This is a genomic window from Ruegeria sp. BB10 (assembly GCF_056535725.1).
The window spans coordinates 3,335,600-3,353,625 of record NZ_JBQFIW010000001.1; the positions used below are offsets into that span (position 1 = coordinate 3,335,600).

Sequence of the window (18,026 nt, forward strand, 5' to 3'; positions counted from 1 at the left end):
CTAGTCAGCGGCGCGCAGAATGCTGGCCGGGCGTACCGCCAGTGGGCGCAGGGCAAAGACCAGACCTGCGCCCAGTGTCACAAGGATTCCAGCCAGCACGATACCCAGGGCTGAACTCCAGATGACCGTGAACCCGGTGTCAAAGATGTATGTGGCCACGGCCCAACCTCCTAATATCCCGGTCAGCAGGGCGACACATCCGGCGGCCGCGCCCAGCAAGATCGAACGCAGCGCAAAGCTGAGCAAGATGCGCCGCCGGTCTGCGCCCAATGTCTTGAGGATCGCAGATTCGTAGCGGCGCGCGGTTTCGCCTGCTGCGGCGGCCCCGATCAGGACCAAGAAACCGGTCAGCAAAGACACACCCGCTCCATAGGAGGTCGCCGCCGCCAGCCCGGCCAGCAGGCCCGAGACACGATCAATCGCATCACGCACCCGGATCGCGGTGATGTTCGGATATTGCCCGGCCAGATCGCGCAGAATGGCAGCCTCGGCCTGTTCTTCGGCATAGACGGTAGCGATAAAGCTGTGTGGGGCTCCGGTCAGCGCCGAAGGGTTCATCGACATGATAAAGCCGATGCCGGCGGTTGAAAAATCGACCTCGCGTAGTGAGGTGATTTCGGCGGTGATGTCCCGGCCAAGGATATTTACGGTCAACTCGTCGCCTAGGGACAGGCCCATTTCCTCGGCCTCTTCTGCCGCGAAACTGACCTGCGGTGAACCGGAATAGTCATCCGGCCACCATTCGCCTGCCGTGACGCGGGTGTTTTGTGGCCGAGCGGCGGAATAGGTCACGCCCCGATCACCGTCTAGAACCCAGTGGTCGCCAGCTACCTCACGGGCAGGGCGTCCGTTGATCTGGGTGATGATCCCCCGCAGCATCGGTGCGCTTTCAACACGGGTGACAGCCGGGTCAGCGTTCAGCCGTTCGGTAAAACCGGGCATCTGGTCTTTTTGAATGTCGACGAAGAAATAGGATGGCGCCACGTCCGGCAAATTGCCTGCGATAGCATTGCGCAGGGTTCCTTCAATCTGGCCAACGGCGGCTAGTACCGAAAGCCCCAGCCCCAAGGACAGCACGACCGACGCAGCCCCTTCGCGCGGGTCCGAGATGGCCGATAAGGCCCATCGCAGGGCCGGGCGACCACGTGCTGGTTTGGCACCGAAACGGGCAAACTTGCGGATTGCCAAAGCCGACAGAGACAGCACAAGCAGCGCGCCGACCAGCCCTCCGCTGGTCCAGAGTGTCAGACGTGCCGAACCGCTGAACCAGGATGCTGATGCGACCAGCAGGACCAGCCCGATGCCAGTCGCGAGGATGAATACCGGGCGCGGGAGGGCGCGGGCCGAAGACAACGCATCGCGGAACAGGGTCGCGGCGCGCACTTCTTCGGTGCGGGCCAGGGGCCAGAGGGTGAACAGGAAGGCTGTCAGAACCCCGTATAGCGCGGCCTCGGCCAGCGGACGCGTATAAAGCGAGAAGACCGCCGGGACAGGTAATTGGCTTTCGATCAGCGGGGCCAGTAGCAGGGGAAGTAGCCCACCCAATGTTATGCCTATAAGGATGCCAATACCGGACAACACACCGATCTGGATCATGTAGGTTTGCAAAATCGTCGCGCGATCCGCCCCTAAAGTGCGCAGCGTGGCGATGGTTTCGGTCTTTTGCCTCAGATAGGCCCGGACGGCGGCAGAGACGCCAATACCGCCAACCGCCAGACCCGACAGTCCCACAAGAACCAGAAAGGCGCTGAGGCGGGCGACGAATTCCGCGATCCCCGGAGCGCCATTGCGGGCATCGGTCCAGCGCATACCGGTACTGTCGAAACTTTGCTGTGCTGTGGTGGACAAGGCCGCAAGGTCAGTATCGGGTGGCAAAGCCAGCCGGTATTTGGTGGAAAACAACGTCCCCGGCGCCAAAAGGCCCGACGCCTGTAAATCTTCGGTTCGTACCAAAGTACGCGGCCCCAATCCGAACCCGTCGGCAGCCCCGTCCGGCTCGTGAATCAGGGCGGCGGTCAGGGCAAACTCTTGCGTACCAAGGGAAAAGCGGTCTCCGACGGACAGACCTAACCGATCCATCAGCACCGGATCCATGACCGCTCCGGGCAGGTTCTGATCACCATCCAGAGCGGCGGATAGCGTTTGGTCAGGGTCCAGCACGGGTGTGCCCAACAACGGATAAGCCGCATCCACCGATTTCACCTGGGTCAGCGCGCGCTGGGCTTCCTCGCCTTGCTGGACTACGGCCATAGAGCGGAAGTCGACCACTTCAGACACAGCCGTTGCGGTCTGTTCCATCCAGTCACGCTCATCCTCATTGGCGAAGCGGTAGGTGAATTCCAATTGGGCATCGCCACCCAGAAGCGCAGCGCCTTCCTGGGCAAGTCCCGTCTGGATGGCCTGACGCACCGATCCAACGGCGGCGATGGCGGCAACACCCAGCGCAAGACAGGCCAGAAACACCCGAAAACCGCGCAGGCCGCCGCGCAGCTCGCGCCGGGCCAGACGGCCAGCCAGCCGCAGGCTCATTCCGCGGCCTCTTGCTGAACGTCTTCGGCAATCGTTCCGTCTCGCAACCGCACGACCCTGTCGCACTTGCGCGCCAGACTGTGGCTGTGCGTGACCAGAACCAGTGTTGCGCCGTGTTTGTCACGCAGACCAAACAGAAGATCGACAATGGCGGCACCAGTTGCATCGTCCAGATTTCCCGTGGGTTCATCCGCCAGCAATATCTGCGGTCGCGGGGCCGATGCCCGGGCTAGCGCCACCCGTTGTTGTTCACCCCCCGACAATTGCGCCGGGTAATGATCGCGCCGATGGGACAGGCCGACCGCTTCCAGTTCGGCCTCGGCGCTGTCGAACGCATCCCTGTGGCCGGCCAGTTCCAGCGGCGTGGCCACGTTTTCCAGCGCGGTCATGGTCGGGATAAGGTGGAAGTTCTGAAACACCACCCCCATCGTGTCCCGCCGGAAACGGGCCAAGGCGTCTTCGTCCATTTCTGTCAGATCGTTGCCAAGGGCGGTGATCTTGCCCGCCGTCGCCAGTTCCAGCCCGCCCATCAGCATCAACAACGAGGATTTGCCCGACCCGGACGGCCCCACCAGCCCCAGTGTCTCGCCTTTGGCTACGGTCAGGGATATGTCATGTAGGATATTGACCCGCCCGGCATTGCCATCCAGCGACAAAGCGGCATTTTGGAGCGAAAGAACAGGTGTCGTCATAGGTCTTTCCAAATGAAGGCGGTCAAATGGGATATGGAGCGGTTCTGATGGTGCGCAAGGCTTTGATGTCGGTGATATTTGTTTGCTGCGGTTTTGGGGCCACAGCCGAACAGGTCGTAATCGCAGCCTTAGGCGATTCCCTGACACAAGGCTATGGGTTGCCGGAAGAGGACGGGTTTGTACCGCAGTTGGACCGGTGGTTGACGGCACAAGGCGCGGATGTACGCCTGATCAACGCCGGTGTATCCGGCGATACCACAGCCGGAGGCGCCGCGCGCGTGGGCTGGACTTTGACGCCGGACGTGGATGGTATGATCGTGGCGCTAGGCGGTAATGATCTGCTGCGGGGGATCGATCCGGCAGTGTCGCGCAGTAATCTTGAGGCAATTGTAAAAGTGGCAGACAGCTCGGAGGTCGATATCCTGCTGGTCGGCATGCAAGCGCCGGGGAATTATGGGGCGGACTACAAAGAAGCGTTTGACGCGATCTATCCCGACTTGGCGACAGCGTATGAAACGGGTTATGCGCCCAGTTTCTTTGCTGGGCTGACAGCCGGGGGCGATCCCGACGCCGCCCGCAACTACATGCAATCAGATGGCATTCATCCGAATGCCGCAGGTGTGTCCTTGATCGTTGAGAACCTAGGTCCTTACGTGTTGGAGCTTGTGAACGCCACCCGGCAGTGATCAGACGACAGTGACCACGGTGCCGATGGGCACACGTTCATACAGATCGACCACATGTGAATTTAGCATGCGAATACAGCCGTTGGATGCTGCCCGCCCAATGGTTTGCGGCTGCGTGGTGCCGTGAATGCGGAAATAGGTATCGACACCGTTCTGGAACAAATACAGCGCCCGCGCCCCCAATGGATTGTCGCCTCCACCAGGTTGGACATAGTCATTGTCCTTGAACTTGGCATAGGTGACGGGTTCGCGTTCGATCATCTCATCAGTCGGGCGCCAGGTCGGCCACTCCTTCTTGACGTCGATCGTGGCGGTGCCGGTGAATTCCAACCCCGCTTTACCCACCCCGCACCCATAGCGGACCGCCTTGCGCGGTTCGGTAACGTAGTAGAGGTAGAAGGACCGGGGAACGACAAGCAACTGACCCGGCAAAAACTCTTTCTTGATCCGCACGTATTGCGGCGTGGGATCGTATTCGACAGCTTTTTGCTTTGCGATTGCAACACCGGGCAAAAGGCTGGTGGCAGCAGTTGCTGTCAGGAAAGTACGGCGCGTGAACATGGCAGCTCTCTTCAACAAAACACAAAAATCTTGACCCTAATGTCGGAATGATAGCCGATCTGGTCAATCGCCGGAGAGAAGTAACCTGTTTGTGATGTATTCGCCGGGACACACTTGCGGACGGTGGTCAAACGCAAAAGTGGTCGTCCAGTAAGGAAAAGGGCAGAGAAATGCTCTGCCCTTTCATTGACTTACGCCAACTGAATGTCGTCGGCGCTTTCGCGGCCGTCACGACCCGAGCGCAGCTCGTACGTGACTTTCTGATTGTCGGCCAGGCCGGTCAGACCCGAACGCTCGACAGCTGAGATGTGTACGAAGATGTCTTTGCCGCCATCTTCGGGTGCGATAAAGCCATAGCCTTTGGTGGTGTTGAACCATTTTACGGTGCCTGCGGGCATATCCGTTGTCTCCTGTTTAGTGCTGCCCACGGTGTTGCGGCAGCCCGGCGTCGTTGTCTGTATCGATAGACTGAGCGCCGTAGAAGGAGACAGTAGGTCGAAATAGAAAAACGTGTGCCCGTCAGATATGACATTTGCACAAGCGCAGGGCAAGAGAGTGCTGAAGGCAATATCCTTCAGTAGGCAATTGGCCGTTCGGTTAAGGGCGAGTCAAATCTTGTAAATCTTGCTTTCCTCAGGAAACATTGTTCGGATCGCCTTCAGACTTTGGTCTGACAGAACAACGGGTCGTTGATCACTTGCGGCCTTTCCAACCCCATCCGATTGATTAACGTGTGGAAGCGCCTTTTGTTTGTTCTTGGCGCTGGAAAGTGGCTTAAGTCTGCGAGACCGCCAAGCCTCGGACAAAGCTGGGAATCTGCGATTTTCCAGCTTGCTGGTTAGCCACCTGTTCAGTTTCTCAGTGTTTTCAAGCTGAAACACGTTTTTGACGTGGTTGACGCCTGCGCGGTCGATGGCATGTGCCTCTAGGCTGAGCGGGGGAAGGTTCTGGGTCGAGATCCATTTGGGCGCAAGTTCCTGCCAGGCAGGGTTCCTGCCAACTTTGCCGAATTGAATCCATTCTTCAAAGTCGATTGTCGAGTTTTCATTCCAATCGGATTGATAGTTGTAGAGACAATCAGCATCAGGTCGAAAAACCGATAATATGACCAGAGCATATCAACCGGATTACGGATGGTCATGAAATAGGTCAGCTTTGGGTGATCCGGGTACAACTCTGCCAGCTTTGCTTTGACATAGGGCGCCGTATCATGCGGGTGAAAATGCTCGACCGTTTTGGCCACATCGACAGCAAAATCACCGTCATCCTTTGAAAGAAAAGGGCCCAGATGTCTGCGGATTGATGTGGAACCACAGCGTGGCTTGGATATGAAAACAAGCCCCTTTGAGAAAAGCACTCTCACAAATATTGTCCTTTTGTTACTCGTCTGCTGCGGCTGTGATGTGACCAACAGTTGCAACCTGACCCACTTTTTTCCAATTGCCAAGCTGGTCTGACCTGGGTGATGCATCGTCGAACATCCAGTCAGGGTGCTTTGATCTGCGGTCTTCAGTTGGAAATCGGTAGCTCTTCGACAGTCATTCGGTATTGTTTTGACGCAACAAAACACCGTGGCAGGTGTTCGATCACTTCGTCGATCGGATCGTAAACAAGATCGGCTGCAGCTTTGAGTTCTGCCGGAATGTCCTTTGGCACACGCTCGCGCCGTTCAGGGGGCCTGAAGTCCAATCCGGTAAAGCGCGAGATGGTTTCCTGATATTCCCAAAGCGCGTCATAGTGAACGCACAGAACAGGGACGTCTTCATATGTCACCCATTCCTTGATCTGCCGCGCCTGCTGCAGCACATCGCGCTGAAACAGTTCGTCATAGGTACCGGTGGCATGCAGGTGATGAAAATGCAGGTCGATCCAATCTGCACCGTATCTGTCCAGCGCGGAATAGACGGAAAACGCGGAATCCTTAGCAGACCCAAAACAAAAAACGACCCGAGTGTTCTCGGGCCATGAAGAGAGGGGCTGAGGGTAATCGTGTGTCTTGTACACGCAAGGCGCGTGAAATGTTGCGTCGTCCAGCCGGGCGATGAAGTTCGATTTTTTCGCAGCTTCCCTATCAACGTCCCTTAGCGAATCCGCAAGGGCCAGAAAGGTCATTGTGCTACCTGACCGGCCATTGCTGGCGACGATGACGCAATTTTCCGGCGCGTTTTGCGGGATGCGCTTCAAACGCCGGGGGGCCAGCCTTTTGCGTACGCTGCGCATCCATTTGTCTATACGTGCTTCGATGAAACCGTTCATCGCGCAAACTTTTTGTGCTTCAACCGCTTGGGCTCCAGCGCATCTGGTCCCAAACGACGCTTCTTGTCCTCTTCGTAATCTTCGAAGTTGCCCTCGAACCATTCCACATGGGCATCACCTTCGAAGGCCAGTATATGCGTACAGATACGGTCCAGGAAAAAACGGTCGTGGCTGATGACCACCGCGCAGCCGGCGAAATCGACCAGGGCGTCTTCTAGCGCTCGCAGGGTTTCGACATCCAGATCGTTGGTCGGTTCGTCCAGCAGCAGGACGTTGCCACCCTCTTTCAACAGACGGGCCATGTGGACGCGGTTTCGCTCACCCCCGGACAGCAGCGAGACTTTCTTCTGCTGGTCGCCGCCCTTGAAGTTGAAGGACGAGCAATAGGCGCGGGAATTGACCTGCGCGTCGCCCAACTGGATGATCTCGGCACCGCCGGTGATCGCCTCCCACACGGTGTCGTTGTCTTTCAGGTCGTCGCGGGACTGGTCGACATAAGACAGCTCAACCGTGTCGCCTAGCGTGATGGTGCCGCTGTCGGGCTGTTCCTGACCGGTGAGCATCTTGAACAGGGTCGATTTACCGGCGCCGTTGGGGCCGATGACGCCGACAATGCCGCCGGGGGGCAGGGCAAAGTCCAGACCTTCGATCAGTTGCTTGTCGCCCATGTGTTTCGACAGGCCTTCGACCTCAATCACCTTGCCACCAAGGCGCTGGCCGTTGGGTATGACGATCTGGGCGCGGGTAAGCTTTTCGCGTTCGGACTGTTCGGCCAGTTCGTTATAGGCGTTGATCCGGGCTTTGGATTTGGCCTGACGGGCCTTCTGGCCCTGACGCATCCATTCCAGCTCGCGCTGCAGGGTCTTCTGCTTGGACTTGTCTTCGCGCGCTTCTTGCTCCAACCGTTTGGCCTTTTGTTCCAGCCACGCGGAATAGTTGCCTTCGTAAGGAATGCCGCGGCCACGGTCGAGTTCGAGGATCCAGCCGGTGATATCATCCAGAAAATACCGGTCGTGGGTGACGATCAGAATGGTGCCCTTGTAGTCGATCAGGTGCTGTTGCAGCCATGCGATTGTCTCGGCGTCCAGGTGATTGGTCGGTTCGTCGAGCAGCAGCATGTCGGGCGCTTCGAGCAGCAGTTTGCACAGCGCCACGCGGCGTTTCTCACCACCCGAGAGGTTGGCGATGTTGGCGTCGTCCGGCGGGCAACGCAGCGCCTCCATCGAGACGTCGATCTGGCTGTCGAGATCCCACAGGTTTTCCGCATCGATCGCGTCTTGCAGGGTGGTCATTTCCTCCATCAGCTCGTCCGAGTAATTCTCGGCGATCTCCATGGCGATCTCGTTAAACCGGTCGACTTTGGCCTTTTTCGCGGCCACGCCCAGCATGACATTTTCGCGGACTGACAGCGATTCATCCAACTGCGGTTCCTGCGGCAGGTAGCCAACCTTGGCGCCCTCAGCCGCCCAAGCCTCACCAGTGAAATCGGTGTCGAGGCCGGCCATGATCTTCATCAGCGTCGATTTACCCGCGCCATTGACGCCGACAACACCGATTTTCACGCCAGGCAGAAAGCTCAGGTGGATGTTTTCAAAGCACTTCTTGCCACCGGGATAGGTCTTTGAGACACCCTGCATGTGGTAGACATATTGATAGGCGGCCATGTCGCGTCCTTTGGGTCGGGGAAATTGGGTTGAAACGCTAGATATCTAAGCGGGGCGGGCGGGGCAAGCTGGTGGTTTTGTGAATTTCTAATGGCGTCGAATTTAGTTAGATCTATTCGCTGAGTGGGAGCTAAAATGTCGAATTTGGCGGAATTGATAGCTGGCTGGGCCAAGCCGGGTTGTGTCGATTGGATTGGATTGCGACCTGAGCGCTGCAAAGAAATGCGCGCGGTTGATAATATTATGATTTCAGCCGACGGCCTAGAGGGCGACCGGGGTCGCGCTGGCAAAAGGGCTGTGACTCTGATCCAGCAAGAACATCTGGCGGCGATTGGTTCCTATTTGGGGCAAGGGCCGATTGCCGCCGACATCCTACGGCGCAACTTGGTCGTGTCGGGGATCAATCTGGCGGCGCTCAAGGGGCGTGAGGTGCAGGTTGGCGGGGCTATATTGCGCTTTACAATCATCTGCGCGCCGTGCAGCCGGATGGAGGAGGCGCTGGGCAAGGGCGGCTATTCCGCCGTGCGTGGGCACGGGGGATGGTGCGCCGAGGTCATCAGGTCCGGACGGGTCCGGCTGGGCGATCTGGTGCAACCGGTTGATTGACAAGCCGCTTCAGTTCTGAACATCAGCAAAGGATGTTGCGAAGCGATATTCCATATGCACGGCCTGGCCAGGTCGTTGGTCTGTTCGGCGGGTCTTTTGATCCACCGCATCGCGGCCACGTGCATGTCTCGCTTGAAGCGATGAAGGCGTTTGGGCTGGATCGGGTTTGGTGGCTGGTGTCTCCGGGCAATCCGTTAAAGGCGCGTGGACCTGCCCCGCTACAGCGGCGCATCAAGGCTGCGCGGGACGTCACGCAGCACCCCAAGGTCGAGGTGACGGATATCGAGGCGCTGACCGGGACGCGGGCGACGGCGGATACGCTGGCGGCCTTGCAAAAACTTTATCCGCAGGTGCGGTTTGTCTGGCTGATGGGCGCGGACAATCTGGCGCAGTTTCATCGCTGGAAGGATTGGCGGCTGATCATGGACAGCGTGCCGGTGGGGGTTGTCGCACGGCCGGGGGATCGGATCTCGGCACGGATGTCGCCTGCGGCGCGGCTTTACGCTCAATATCGCATTGACGGCCAAGCGCGGCATTTGCTGGGGCGGGCGCAGGCACCGGCGTGGTGTTTCGTGAATGTACCGATGGTCGATGTCAGCTCGACCGAGATTCGCACACGCGGTGGCTGGGATGGAGGGGTGTTGCCTGAATAGCCCCCATGCGGGCATAATCACATTCAGTGGTTGTTTGCCTGTGATCTCTGGGATTTTAATTGACCCATGGTTGATCGTATTTCGCGTCGTTTGTTTCTTGCGGGCCTAGGGGCCTCTATTGCGTCGGGCTCAGCGTTGGCCGACGCGCCTGTTCAATCCTTGCGACCGCAGCTGCGGGGGGACCTGCCCAGCGGGGCAGAGCGCCTTATCCAGTCCGCCGGGTTGCGCGGAGAGGTTGTGTTTGCAGTCGCTGATGCAGAGACCGGTACGCAGGTTGAGGCGTTTGGCGGCGATCAAGGCTTGCCGCCCGCCAGTGTCGCCAAAGCGCTGACCGCGCTTTATGCGCTGGATGTTCTGGGCGCGGATTATCGGTTTGAAACCGCGTTGATGGCGGATGGGCCGATTGAGAATGGCGTGTTGAATGGTGACCTGATCCTTGTCGGGGGCGGCGACCCGTTGCTGGACACAGATGATCTGGCCACGATGGCCGCCAATCTGCGCGAGGCCGGAATCACCGAGGTGCGCGGGGCCTTCAAGGTCTATGACGGAGCGTTGCCCTATGTGTTTAGCATTGACCCCGGGCAGCCGGATCACCTGGGTTACAGCCCGGCCATCAGCGGCATCTCACTCAATTTCAATCGCGTCCATTTCGAATGGAAGCGCGCTGGTGCCAGTTATGACGTGAGTATGGATGCGCGCACCGCCCGATATACTCCGTCTGTGGATATGGCGTCGATGCAGGTCGAAAAGCGCAGTTTGCCGATATACACCTATCAGCCAAGTGCGCGGCAGGATCGCTGGACCGTTGCCCGCGGTGCGCTGGGCAATGGTGGCGCACGTTGGCTGCCCGTTCGCAAACCTGCGCTTTATGCGGGGGATGTATTCCGTACTCTGGCGCGGGCAAATGGCATTGTGCTGGGGCGCGTACAGATCACGCGGCAGCCCCCGCAGGGCACTGTTTTGGTGGTGCATCAGAGTGATCCGCTGGAAAGTATTCTGCGCGGTATGCTGAAATACTCGACCAACATAACGGCGGAAATGGTCGGCATGACGGCTTCGAAAGCCCGCGGAGCAAATATGCAAAGCCTCGCCGATTCCGCCGCTGAAATGAATCGCTGGGCGGTCGAGACCTATGGTGTGACCGGGATTGCGATGGTGGATCATTCGGGGCTTGGCGATGCGTCGCGCGTTGCACCCGCGGATTTGGTTACCGCGCTGGTGGTGGCGCGCAAAGATGGCGCGCTGCGGCCCTTGCTCAAGAAATTTACCCTGGCGGACCGTCAGGGACGGCCGGTCAAGGATCACCCGATCAAAGTAGACGCAAAGACCGGGACGCTGAATTTCGTGTCGGGATTGGGCGGCTTCATAACTGCACCGGATGGCTCCGAATTGGCTTTTGCCATCTTTACCGCTGACGTTGATCACCGCGCGACCATTCCCCGTGCGCTGCGCGAGCGTCCGGAAGGCGCGCGCAGCTGGAACAACAGGTCGCGCAAGCTGCAACGCGCGTTGATCGAACGTTGGGGAACGTTACAGGGCAGCTAGGATCAGGTCGTGTGGCGCGCCCGTGCGCCTCGCTCGATCGCTGCGGCGTGCAGACGGTCAATGCTCAGCTCGTAGCGGATTTCTTCCAGCAGGCGCAGTTCGGTTTCCGCAAGCGACCCGTCCGCAGCAGCCACATCGCAAGCCAGCGCATAGGCCGTTTCATTCAGCCGCTCGGGAAGGTTATCGCGGATCAGGCCGAAAAGTGCATCCAGCCCGTCTTCTTGCTCGAACAGGTCGAACACCGTCTGAGATACACGGCGCGTGCGGTCGATATCGTATTCGGCAAAGACAGGTAACATGTTGACGGCGCCTTCGATCTTGACCAGCTCGGCCGTGCGAATGGTTTCATCCGATGCAGAGACCGCGACCATGATCGCAACCAGGCAATCCTGTGGGGACATCGGGTGGGGTACTTGTTCGGTCATGGTGTCGTCCTGATTGGGCTTTTGCGCTCGCACGATAGGAGGGCTGGCGGGCAGGTTCAACGGATTTTGCCCCTGACCGATCAGAGAATGGGCAACGGGCCGCGCGTTTTGGTCTGGCGCAGCACAAAATTGCTGCGCGTGTCGCGGACAAGGCCGGATTTCAGCAGCCGTTGCATGATGAAATGTTCAAGGTCCTCGGGCGTCTTGGCATAAACCTTTAGGATAAAGTCGTGGTCCCCGGTGATTGAGGCGCATTCGACGATTTGCGGCTCGGTTTCGACCAATCGCAGGAATGAGTTGATGCTGTCCTCTTGGTGATCGCGCAATGCGACGTGAACATAGGCAATGGCGTCCAGCCCGACCGATTTGGCCCGCACCTGCGCAATGTAGCCTGATACCACCCCGGATGCCTCAAGATCGCGTACGCGCCGCCAACATTGCGAGGCGGAAAGACCGGTTCGGTCGGCAAGTTCTTGCATAGACAGGCGGCCGTTGGTCTGCAGCTCTTGCAGGATGGCGATATCAGCAGGTTGGATGGTTTGTTTCACAAATTGTCACCTTTCGATATATATTTGCCAAAATAATCCGAAACCATCGATTGTCCAAATCAAAACCTTCAAATCGCGTGGCTATACTTTTCCTGCGGAGGGAATGCAGATGCCAAAGTCGACCAAATACATCGCCAAAGTGGCCGATGAACGCGGCCATATCGCCTATACAGAAGAAGAGGACGCCGTTTGGGCTGACCTCTATGCTGCGCAAGCAGAGAACGTACAGCGTTATATGGCGCGAGAGTATCTTGAAGGGTTGGAAAGGCTCGACTTGCCAAAGACCCGCGTGCCTTCTTGCGCGGATATCTCGGAACGGCTGTTGGACATGACCGGCTGGCGGGTTCAGCCTGTGCCAGCGCTTATCGGGTTCAAGACATTCTTTGGCATGCTGGCAGATAAGGTGTTTCCCGCTGCGTCCTTTATTCGGTCACGCGAGGATTTCGATTACATTGAGGAACCGGATATTTTTCATGAAATTTTCGGTCATACCCCGCTGCTGAGCGATCCACGCTTTGCGGCGTTCAGCCATGCCATCGGTAAGGCAGGCGTGCAGGCTGATGACAAGGACTATGCCTGGCTGATCCGACTGTATTGGTTTTCGATCGAATTTGGGTTGCGTCGTCAGGATGGTGTGATCAAGGCGTTGGGGTCGGGGTTGGCGTCCTCGCCGACAGAGCTTGTCTATGCCGTCGAAAGCGGCATTCCTGATCGGGATCCGTTCGATGTGCTGACGATCCTGCGCACGCCTTATCGGATCGATATGCACCAGATGGGCTATTTCGTGCTAAACTCACCCGAGGAACTTTTTGCCGCCGCCGACCGCGATTTGCTGGCAGACGTGCGACAGGCACAATTCCTGGGATTGTTGCCAAACAAGTTCCCGGAAAAGGCAACCGCAGCGGAGTGAACGGATCATGACACTAACAGGAGAAACCTGCAGCCTATCGGACCGAACCTGTGTGCCCTGTTCAGGTGGCGTTCCAGCTTTGACGCGGGATGAGGCGAACACGCACATGGCGGAGCTTTCGCCCGATTGGCATCTGGACGCTGATGCGAAAGAACTGAGCCGTCACTACAAGTTCAAAGGGTTCGCCAAGGCGACCTATCTGGCCAATCTTTGCGCGTGGCTCGCCGATCAGCAGGGGCACCACCCGGATGTCACCTTTGGCTGGGGTTATGTGGATGTCAGACTGACCACGCATGAAATTGGTGGTCTAAGCGAGAATGATTTCATCTGGGCGGCCAAACTGGACCAGTTGACCATATAGATCAGCCTTCCATACAGGAAAAAACCAGCGCTTTATTGACTCATGCTGCACCGGCACAATAGGAGGGTCCGGTCGGTTGCATAGGGTGACCGGCGCTGTTTTCCCCGATGGAGCTTGTCTAAAAATGTCTGAACTGCGTGAAACCGCGATTGCGTCCAAGGCCTGGCCTTTCGAAGAGGCGCGCCGGGTGCTCAAACGCTATCAGAAAGCGGCTCCGGTAAAGGGATACGTGCTGTTTCAGACCGGCTATGGCCCGTCGGGTCTGCCGCATATCGGTACATTTGGCGAGGTTGCACGGACCTCGATGGTCCGTCACGCCTTTGAACAAATCAGTGACATCCCGACCAAGCTGATCTGTTTCTCGGACGACATGGACGGTTTCCGCAAGGTGCCAACCAACGTGCCAATGCAGGAAGAGCTGAAAGAAGACCTGCATCTGCCGCTGACCAAGGTGCGCGATCCGTTTGGCACCCATGCCGGGTTTGCCCAGCACAACAATGCGATGCTGTGCGATTTCCTGGACAGTTTCGGGTTCGAGTACGAGTTCGCCTCGGCCACGGATTACTACACCAGCGGTCGGTTTGATGAGATGCTGTTGATCGCGTTGGAGCGCTTCGACAAAATTCAAGAGATCATGCTGCCGACGCTTGGGCCGGAACGGCGCGAGACCTATTCGTGCTTCCTGCCGATCAGCCCGAAAACCGGGCACGTGCTGCAGGTGCCGACGCTGGAGCGCAATGTCGCTAGGGGCACGATCGTCTATCAGGAACCTGACGGCGAGAAGGTCGAAATCCCGGTCACAGGCGGTAACGTCAAGATGCAGTGGAAGCCGGATTGGGCGATGCGCTGGGCTGCTCTGGGTGTGGACTATGAGATGTCGGGCAAGGACCTGATCGACTCGGTCACGCAGTCGTCCAAGATTTGCGGAGCGCTGGGCCAGAAGCCACCCGAGGCACTGAGCTATGAGCTGTTCAACGACGAGCAGGGCCAGAAGATTTCCAAATCGAAGGGCAATGGCTTGTCGATGGAGGAATGGCTGACCTATGCCGCGCCTGAAAGCCTGTCGTACTTCATGTTTCAGAAACCGAAAACGGCCAAGCGGCTGTATTTTGACGTAATCCCGAAGGCAGTGGATGAGTATCATCAACAGCTGCGAGCCTATCCGGGGCAGGAGCTGAAGGCGCAGTTGAACAACCCCGTCTGGCATATCCATGGTGGTGATGTTCCTGCATCCACGCTGATGGTGCCGTTTGCGATGTTGTTGAACCTCGCGTCCGTTTCGGGGGCTGAGGATAAAGAGGCGTTGTGGGGGTTCATTCGCCGCTATGCGCCTGAGGCGACCGCTGAAACGCATCCGGATTTGGATCAGGCGGCTGGCTTTGCCGTGCGCTATTTCAACGATTTCGTCAAACCAACACGTCAGCACCGCGCCCCGACGGATCAGGAACGTGAAGCGTTGGAGGCACTGAAAACTGCGTTGGAAGCTTATGACGGCCCCATTGAGGATGAAGCGCTGCAATCGGTGGTTTATTCGATCGGGCGAGAGCGGTTCGATCCCATGCGGGGTTGGTTTACTGCGCTGTATGAGGTGTTGCTGGGCGCCTCGCAGGGCCCACGTTTTGGCGGCTTTATCGCGCTGTACGGCGTGCCGGAAACGATCGCGCTGATCGATAAGGCGTTGGCCGGTGAGCTGGTCTGATTTGACCTGATACCGCGTGGGGCTACTCTTTCAACAGGAGGTGGCCCCATGCGTCGAATACTGCTTGCACTATCCCTCAGCGCCGGTTTGGCCTCGGGCGCGTTTGCCCAAAGCGCCGAGATCGAGAAAAACATCGCGGCGCAGATTAAGGCGTTTGAGGCTGATGATTTTGCCACCGCCTTTACCTTTGCCAGCCCCAATATCCAGCAACTGTTTCAAACGCCCGAGAATTTCGGCGTCATGGTAAGGCGCGGCTATCCGATGGTCTGGCGTCCGGCGGAGGTTCGTTTTCTGGAATTGCGCGAGGTGGCCGGGGCGCTGTGGCAAAAGGTCATGATCACTGATGACGCTGGCAGGGTGCATATCCTGGACTATCAGATGGTGCAGATGGACAACGGTTGGAAGATCAATGGCGTGCAACTGCTGGGCAATTCTGATCCGGCAGCTTGATGCAACACCACCGTCACGGTGATATGAGCGGCGGTTAATTCCTTTTCGGTACTCAGGCTTTTGCGTTCGGGGCGTGTGTCTCCGGGCACTGGGTTTATGCGCGCTGATGCTGCGCGATTGGGAAAGGGATTTCTATGAACAAGGCAATCACCGACGGTATCGTGTTCACGCCGCCTGCTTTCGCAAATGGTTTGAATGTGTGGTCCAGCGGCGACGGGACGCCCGGCTCGCCTACCTATGACGGATCGGGCACCGGCGCATTTGTTCCGGCGGATGCGGATTTTGCGGGCTGTCTGGAAATCCTGAAAGTCAGCACCACCCAGCGCCTGCGTTACATGGGGCAGACGCCGTTGCTGCCGGGCTGTTACCTGCAAATCAAGGCTCGGGTCAAAGCCATCAGCGGCCCGCTGCCCGAGGTACGTATCGCCGGATGGGCTGGCGGTGCCGGGGATGTTCAGGTTACCGGTGTGGTCGAGCAAGGCCCGGCCACGCAGCTTTCGGGCTATGGCACTGTGCACGAGATCACGGCCATTGTCGGCACCGGTCAACGCCCTGGCGTGGATATGCCATGGGGTGTACAAGCCCTTTACGGGCATTTCGGTCTGGATATCGACGGCGCAAATGGGGCGGTGATCCGGGTAGATGATATCGAGATCTCGGATGTCACCGGTGTGTTCCTTCGCAATCTCATCAGTCTGGTCGATGTCCGCGATTTCGGCGCGGTCGGGGATGGCGTGACGGATGACTCAGCTGCGTTCGAGGCCGCGGATCAGGCTGCGAATGGTCGTCGCATTTTCGTGCCCGAGGGGACCTATCTGCTGGCGCAAAACACGTCGGTGGCATCCGAGATCGAATTTGAAGGCACCGTAACGATGCCGGATGACAAGATGCTGCTGCTGACCAAGAATTTTGATCTGCCGACCTATATCAATGCGTTTGGTGATGAAATGCGGGCCTTTAAAAAGGCGTTTCAGGCGTTGTTGAACAATTCTGACCATGAATCGCTGGATATGGGTGGGCGCAAGGTATCGGTAACCGAGCCCATCGATATGGCCGCTGCTGTTCCGAACCGGCAAACCGGATTCTCAACGCGCCGTGTGATCCGCAACGGACAGTTCGACGTCAAAAGCAGTACGGCCTGGGATACCGAAACCTTTACATCGGTCGCGACCTACAACCCGAACGATCCCACCCGGTTGGTAAACGTGGCGAATGTGGCCAATATTCCGGTTGGTTGTCTGGTACAGGGGAGCGGGGTCGGCCGCGAGATTTACGTGCGTTCGAAGAACGACGGCGCGGGTGAAATCACGCTCAGCGCGCCACTCTACGATGCGTCTGGTACGCAGACATTCACGTTCCTGTCCTTCAAGTACCTGCTGGATTTCAGCGGTTTCAGCACGCTGCGCAAATTTGGAATGGAGCAGATCGAATTCCAATGTAACGGCCGCAGCAGCGCGATCCGTCTGGCCCCGTCAGGCAGCACTTTTGCATTGGCGAACTGTTTTGTCAGCCGCCCCAAAGATCGCGGGATCACGTCTATTGGCACCGGATGTCAGGGCATGTTGATCGACACGTGTCAGTTCTTGTCCACCGAAGAATCCTTTAATGTTCTAGACCGTTCGTCAATCGCGCTGAACGCGACGGCCAACGACGTCAAACTGCGCCACAACCGGGCCGTACGGTTCCGCCATTTTGCAGTTTTGGGTGGCACCAACAATATGATCCTCGGCAATCACTTTTTTCAGGGCGACAGCATTCCACAAGGTGTGCGCAGCCCTGGGTTGGTTATGATCGGCACTTACAACAGCTCGACAATCTCGGGGAACTATATCGACAATTGCTCGATCCTGTGGACCAACGAACGGGACGCAGATCCGGTTTACACAACCGGGTTTTCCTTCAGCTCGATGGCCATTACCGACAATATTTTCTATTCCAGCGAGGCCCCGCCCTGGTTCACTTACCTCATTGTTCGTCCCCATGGTGCAGGACACTTCCTGAACGGTGTGATCGTGACCGGAAATAAGTTCCGCGCAACAAGCGGTGGTATCACGCGGGTGGAACGGGTGGACACTTCATTTGCCAGTATGAACAACTATGCGCATCGCAATGTGATGTTTGAAAACAATACCTTTCACGGCGTTGACCAAAAAGTTGCGAACCCATTGCGGGTCACGCATACGCAAGGAACTGCGGCGCAAGCCTGGTCCGTTCAGACAGCCGGAGAGCTGCCTTTCGGGGGCTATGCGCGTAGTTGCGACGCGGTTACGGCATTGGGAGCTTTGAGAAATACATTCGGCGCGGTGTCCTATGCCACCCCCTATGTGCAGTTAGAACAAGGTGCGTCGAGAAACGCGATCAACTTGCGCTGGCCCGAGGCGGTCCGCGGAGAAGTCTCGACCCTCATTCGTATGGAAAGCTGACAACTGGGATGGCCACCC

Annotated in this window: 18 protein-coding genes; 9 read left to right on the forward strand and 9 right to left on the reverse strand. The window is 57.9% G+C overall.

The window, feature by feature from the left end:
• On the reverse strand, positions 1 to 2,529 hold the full coding sequence (locus ACR3EP_RS17155) for an ABC transporter permease (RefSeq protein WP_480638761.1): 2,529 nt from the start codon (positions 2,527 to 2,529) through the stop codon (positions 1 to 3).
• Positions 2,526 to 3,221, reverse strand: a complete 696-nt coding sequence (locus ACR3EP_RS17160) for an ABC transporter ATP-binding protein (protein ID WP_480638762.1) — start codon at positions 3,219 to 3,221, stop codon at positions 2,526 to 2,528. Before ACR3EP_RS17160 ends, ACR3EP_RS17155 begins: the two co-directional genes overlap by 4 nt.
• Positions 3,222 to 3,247: 26 nt before the next feature.
• Here ACR3EP_RS17160 and ACR3EP_RS17165 point away from each other — a divergent pair, with 26 nt between their 5' ends.
• A complete protein-coding gene (locus ACR3EP_RS17165) occupies positions 3,248 to 3,907 on the forward strand; it encodes an arylesterase (RefSeq protein WP_480638763.1) in 660 nt (219 codons plus the stop codon).
• Here the strand turns inward: ACR3EP_RS17165 and ACR3EP_RS17170 are convergent, their stop codons facing one another.
• The 5 genes from ACR3EP_RS17170 to ettA form a co-directional block, all read right to left on the reverse strand.
• Complete coding sequence (locus ACR3EP_RS17170) at positions 3,908 to 4,468, reverse strand: L,D-transpeptidase (protein WP_170350548.1); 561 nt, start codon at positions 4,466 to 4,468, stop codon at positions 3,908 to 3,910. It lies immediately after the preceding gene.
• A gap of 191 nt (positions 4,469 to 4,659) precedes the next feature.
• A complete protein-coding gene (locus tag ACR3EP_RS17175) occupies positions 4,660 to 4,866 on the reverse strand; it encodes a cold-shock protein (RefSeq protein ID WP_170350547.1) in 207 nt (68 codons plus the stop codon).
• Between the two features lie 527 nt (positions 4,867 to 5,393).
• Entirely contained in the window at positions 5,394 to 5,831 is a 438-nt protein-coding gene (locus ACR3EP_RS17180) for a hypothetical protein (protein WP_480638764.1), read from the reverse strand.
• 146 nt (positions 5,832 to 5,977) lie between these two features.
• Positions 5,978 to 6,724: a hypothetical protein gene (locus tag ACR3EP_RS17185; RefSeq protein ID WP_170361491.1), complete on the reverse strand. Its 747-nt coding sequence runs from the start codon at positions 6,722 to 6,724 to the stop codon at positions 5,978 to 5,980.
• The gene (gene ettA / locus ACR3EP_RS17190) at positions 6,721 to 8,388 is read right to left on the reverse strand and encodes an energy-dependent translational throttle protein EttA (protein ID WP_170327107.1); all 1,668 of its coding nucleotides are present in this window, start codon (positions 8,386 to 8,388) and stop codon (positions 6,721 to 6,723) included. The genes ACR3EP_RS17185 and ettA overlap by 4 nt, the downstream gene beginning before the upstream one ends.
• Positions 8,389 to 8,523: 135 nt before the next feature.
• Between ettA and ACR3EP_RS17195 the strand changes: the two genes are divergently transcribed.
• The 3 genes from ACR3EP_RS17195 (at position 8,524) to dacB (ending at position 11,192) form a co-directional block, all read left to right on the forward strand.
• Positions 8,524 to 8,994: an MOSC domain-containing protein gene (locus tag ACR3EP_RS17195; protein ID WP_170397262.1), complete on the forward strand. Its 471-nt coding sequence runs from the start codon at positions 8,524 to 8,526 to the stop codon at positions 8,992 to 8,994.
• Positions 8,995 to 9,026: 32 nt separating this feature from the next.
• The gene (locus tag ACR3EP_RS17200) at positions 9,027 to 9,647 is read left to right on the forward strand and encodes a nicotinate-nucleotide adenylyltransferase (protein WP_480638765.1); all 621 of its coding nucleotides are present in this window, start codon (positions 9,027 to 9,029) and stop codon (positions 9,645 to 9,647) included.
• A gap of 66 nt (positions 9,648 to 9,713) precedes the next feature.
• Positions 9,714 to 11,192, forward strand: a complete 1,479-nt coding sequence (dacB, locus tag ACR3EP_RS17205; RefSeq protein ID WP_480638766.1) for a D-alanyl-D-alanine carboxypeptidase/D-alanyl-D-alanine endopeptidase — start codon at positions 9,714 to 9,716, stop codon at positions 11,190 to 11,192.
• 2 nt (positions 11,193 to 11,194) lie between these two features.
• Here the strand turns inward: dacB and ACR3EP_RS17210 are convergent, their stop codons facing one another.
• Positions 11,195 to 11,617 carry a tellurite resistance TerB family protein gene (locus ACR3EP_RS17210; RefSeq protein WP_170350540.1) on the reverse strand — a complete coding sequence of 141 codons (423 nt, stop codon included), beginning with the start codon at positions 11,615 to 11,617 and terminating at the stop codon, positions 11,195 to 11,197.
• Between the two features lie 80 nt (positions 11,618 to 11,697).
• Positions 11,698 to 12,165 (reverse strand): Lrp/AsnC family transcriptional regulator, encoded by a 468-nt coding sequence (locus tag ACR3EP_RS17215; protein WP_480638767.1) that lies wholly within the window; start codon positions 12,163 to 12,165, stop codon positions 11,698 to 11,700.
• 109 nt (positions 12,166 to 12,274) lie between these two features.
• Here ACR3EP_RS17215 and phhA point away from each other — a divergent pair, with 109 nt between their 5' ends.
• From phhA to ACR3EP_RS17240, 5 genes are all read left to right on the forward strand, one after another.
• Positions 12,275 to 13,075, forward strand: coding sequence for a phenylalanine 4-monooxygenase (phhA, locus tag ACR3EP_RS17220; RefSeq protein ID WP_480638768.1), 801 nt, complete (start codon positions 12,275 to 12,277; stop codon positions 13,073 to 13,075).
• A 7-nt stretch (positions 13,076 to 13,082) separates the two neighbouring features.
• On the forward strand, positions 13,083 to 13,436 hold the full coding sequence (locus ACR3EP_RS17225; protein ID WP_480638769.1) for a 4a-hydroxytetrahydrobiopterin dehydratase: 354 nt from the start codon (positions 13,083 to 13,085) through the stop codon (positions 13,434 to 13,436).
• A 124-nt stretch (positions 13,437 to 13,560) separates the two neighbouring features.
• Entirely contained in the window at positions 13,561 to 15,135 is a 1,575-nt protein-coding gene (locus ACR3EP_RS17230) for a lysine--tRNA ligase (protein ID WP_480638770.1), read from the forward strand.
• A 48-nt stretch (positions 15,136 to 15,183) separates the two neighbouring features.
• On the forward strand, positions 15,184 to 15,585 hold the full coding sequence (locus tag ACR3EP_RS17235) for a DUF4864 domain-containing protein (protein ID WP_170361506.1): 402 nt from the start codon (positions 15,184 to 15,186) through the stop codon (positions 15,583 to 15,585).
• Between the two features lie 134 nt (positions 15,586 to 15,719).
• On the forward strand, positions 15,720 to 18,008 hold the full coding sequence (locus tag ACR3EP_RS17240) for a glycosyl hydrolase family 28-related protein (protein ID WP_480638771.1): 2,289 nt from the start codon (positions 15,720 to 15,722) through the stop codon (positions 18,006 to 18,008).
• Positions 18,009 to 18,026 lie beyond the last annotated feature (18 nt).

Bases quoted from the DNA above. Each gene is read 5' to 3' on its own strand.
- dacB (WP_480638766.1), top strand. From the start codon at position 9,714: ATGGTTGATCGTATTTCGCGTCGTTTGTTTCTTGCGGGCCTAGGGGCC.
- ACR3EP_RS17185 (WP_170361491.1), bottom strand. From the start codon at position 6,724: ATGAACGGTTTCATCGAAGCACGTATAGACAAATGGATGCGCAGCGTA.
- ACR3EP_RS17170 (WP_170350548.1), bottom strand. From the start codon at position 4,468: ATGTTCACGCGCCGTACTTTCCTGACAGCAACTGCTGCCACCAGCCTT.
- phhA (WP_480638768.1), top strand. From the start codon at position 12,275: ATGCCAAAGTCGACCAAATACATCGCCAAAGTGGCCGATGAACGCGGC.
- ACR3EP_RS17155 (WP_480638761.1), bottom strand. From the start codon at position 2,529: ATGAGCCTGCGGCTGGCTGGCCGTCTGGCCCGGCGCGAGCTGCGCGGC.
- ACR3EP_RS17160 (WP_480638762.1), bottom strand. From the start codon at position 3,221: ATGACGACACCTGTTCTTTCGCTCCAAAATGCCGCTTTGTCGCTGGAT.
- ACR3EP_RS17200 (WP_480638765.1), top strand. From the start codon at position 9,027: ATGTTGCGAAGCGATATTCCATATGCACGGCCTGGCCAGGTCGTTGGT.
- ettA (WP_170327107.1), bottom strand. From the start codon at position 8,388: ATGGCCGCCTATCAATATGTCTACCACATGCAGGGTGTCTCAAAGACC.
- ACR3EP_RS17175 (WP_170350547.1), bottom strand. From the start codon at position 4,866: ATGCCCGCAGGCACCGTAAAATGGTTCAACACCACCAAAGGCTATGGC.
- ACR3EP_RS17165 (WP_480638763.1), top strand. From the start codon at position 3,248: ATGGGATATGGAGCGGTTCTGATGGTGCGCAAGGCTTTGATGTCGGTG.
- ACR3EP_RS17235 (WP_170361506.1), top strand. From the start codon at position 15,184: ATGCGTCGAATACTGCTTGCACTATCCCTCAGCGCCGGTTTGGCCTCG.
- ACR3EP_RS17230 (WP_480638770.1), top strand. From the start codon at position 13,561: ATGTCTGAACTGCGTGAAACCGCGATTGCGTCCAAGGCCTGGCCTTTC.
- ACR3EP_RS17240 (WP_480638771.1), top strand. From the start codon at position 15,720: ATGAACAAGGCAATCACCGACGGTATCGTGTTCACGCCGCCTGCTTTC.
- ACR3EP_RS17195 (WP_170397262.1), top strand. From the start codon at position 8,524: ATGTCGAATTTGGCGGAATTGATAGCTGGCTGGGCCAAGCCGGGTTGT.
- ACR3EP_RS17225 (WP_480638769.1), top strand. From the start codon at position 13,083: ATGACACTAACAGGAGAAACCTGCAGCCTATCGGACCGAACCTGTGTG.
- ACR3EP_RS17210 (WP_170350540.1), bottom strand. From the start codon at position 11,617: ATGACCGAACAAGTACCCCACCCGATGTCCCCACAGGATTGCCTGGTT.